We start from the raw sequence: 2,207 nt of genomic DNA, 5'->3' as shown, positions 1-2,207 counted from the left end.
TTGTGGGGTTATTCGGTGCGGCGGTGTCGGGTGCGGTAGGAGTCGCCGTCGATGGTGATGACTTCGGCGTGGTGGACGAGGCGGTCGATGAGGGCGGCGGCGATGACGTCGTCGGCGAAGATTTCGCCCCACCGGCCGAACGGCATGTTGGAGGTGATGATGAGTGATCCTTGTTCGTAGCGGTGGGCGATGAGTTGGAAGAACAGGTTGGCGGTGTCGGCGTCGAAGGGGAGGTAGCCGATTTCGTCGATGATCAGCACTTTGTAGCGGCGTAGCCGTTTGAGTTCGGCGGGCAGGCGTCCGTGTTGGTGGGCGTCGGTCAGGCGCGTGGCCCAGCCGGTGGCGGTGTCGAAGTAGACGGGGTAGCCGTGGTGGGCGGCGTTGATCGCCAGTGCGGTGGCTAGGTGTGTTTTCCCGACGCCGGGTGGTCCGAGGAGAATTACGTTGTGTGCCTTGGCAATCCATGTTGCGGTGGCGAGGTGGGCGATGATGTCTCGGCGTAGGCTGGGGACGTGGTCGAAGGTGAAGTCGTCGAGGGTTTTGATCGCGGGGAAGCGTGCGGCGGCGATCCGCAGGCTGGTGCCGTTGGCTTCGCGTTCGGATACTTGCCGGTCGAGGATCGCGGCGAGGTACTGCTCGTGGCTCCAGCCCTCGGTGCGGGCCCGCTCGGCCAGTTGCGCCCAGGTGCGGCGGATCGTCGGCGTTTTCAACGCGCGGGTGAGGTAGTCGATGTGTGTGGCGATATCCTTGTCGCCGTTGAGGTTTGAGTACTCGTGTGCGGGTGTGGTGGTCATCGGGGGTCTCCAGATCCGGTCGCGGCGTCGGTCTCGTCGACGCCGCCAGCAGCAGCGGTGGTCGCGGTGGCCGCGGTGGTGGTGGTGGTGAAGGACACGTTGTAGAGGGTGTCGTAGTCGGGCAGCGAGCGGATCGGCACTTCGTGCCCGTCGGCGTGTGCGCGGACTCGGGCCCACTGGTTGGCGAGATTGGTTGAGCGGGTACGCATTTCGTTGTGCCAGTAGGTGGCGCGGAGTTCTTTGGCGGCCTGCACGTGCTGGGGGGTCGGTGACGGTGCGGCCGGTGCCCCAGAACCGGTCGTGATCGGCCACACACACCTGATTCCACATCACGCGCACGCGGTCGATGGTGGCGACGACCTCGACGTGGTGTCCGATGACGCTGGGGTGTACCGAGTAGTCGTTGCCGGCCACCCGCACGTAGTAGTCGCGTGGTAGTTGGATCCGTTTGTGCAGCCCCGTATGCGGGGCTACCGGCGGCAACGCGGTCATCGCCGCCCGGTCGGCGTCGAGCAGGTCGATCGGCCGCCCACCGATCGACCGGACCGTGCGTGTGTTGGCGACATTGGTTGCCCACCAATCGAATTGGTTGGTGAAGTCGGCCGGGCTGGTGAACGTGCGCCCGGGGAGGAATGAGGTTTCGAAGAACCGGTTGTTGCGTTCGACCATCCCCTTGAACTCCGGATCGGCCGGCGGCGCCAATCTCAGTGAGGTGCCCAATGTGCCGCAGTAGGCCGCGGCCAGCGCCGTCGGTTTTCCCTTGCCGCCGATCGCGGCCTCACGGTCCCACACCAGGGTTTTGGTGACCCCGCCGACCCGGGAGGTCAGCTGCCACATCCCGGCGGTCAGATCTCCGCCCTGGCGGGTGGGCAGCATGATCGCCGCCATGAACCGGGAGTACGCTAATGTCATCACCAGCACCGGGAACACGCCGAACGTATTGTCTCCCAACGGAATCTGATAGTCGGGGAACCACAGGTCCCACTGCGAGACACCGCCCGGGGAGTACACCACCCGATCGACCGGATCCACACCCCGATACTCCGGCCGGATCACCCGGACCCGATCCTTGAGCACCGTCAACGAGTGCGTCCAGCCGATCCGCTGCGCGATCACCGTGGCCGGCATCGTCGGATACTCGGTGAGCAACGCCCGAATATGCGGCTCAAACGCATCCACCGCCGACCCGCGCGCCGGCCGCGAATACTTCGGCGGCTCATCAGCCTTCAACGCCGCACGCACCGTATTACGCGCGATCCCCAACCGACGTGCGATCTCCTTGATTGGCACACCCTCGGACCGATGCAACCTGCGGACCTCTGCCCACTGCTCCACTGAAATCATCCTCCTAGCTGTAAAGGGGGGTCAAAATTCACCCGCCGCTAGGGGGTCAGATTTCAGCCGTCGTCAACA

The 2,207-nt window shown here is 65.0% G+C and carries 1 protein-coding gene and 1 pseudogene; both read right to left on the bottom strand.

The window, feature by feature from the left end:
- Positions 1–8: 8 nt before the first annotated feature.
- The gene (istB, locus tag HH308_RS29200) at positions 9–794 is read right to left on the bottom strand and encodes an IS21-like element helper ATPase IstB (RefSeq protein ID WP_170197804.1); all 786 of its coding nucleotides are present in this window, start codon (positions 792–794) and stop codon (positions 9–11) included.
- A pseudogene (gene istA / locus HH308_RS29195) lies at positions 791–2,138 on the bottom strand (IS21 family transposase). Before istA ends, istB begins: the two are co-directional and overlap by 4 nt.
- Between the last annotated feature and the right edge of the window lie 69 nt (positions 2,139–2,207).

The sequence above is a fragment of the Gordonia asplenii genome (assembly GCF_012933505.1).
GTDB classification, from domain to species: Bacteria; Actinomycetota; Actinomycetes; order Mycobacteriales; family Mycobacteriaceae; genus Gordonia; species Gordonia asplenii.
The sequence above is the reverse complement of the archived record's forward strand: the minus strand, read 5'-3'. Positions and strand labels throughout refer to the sequence as shown.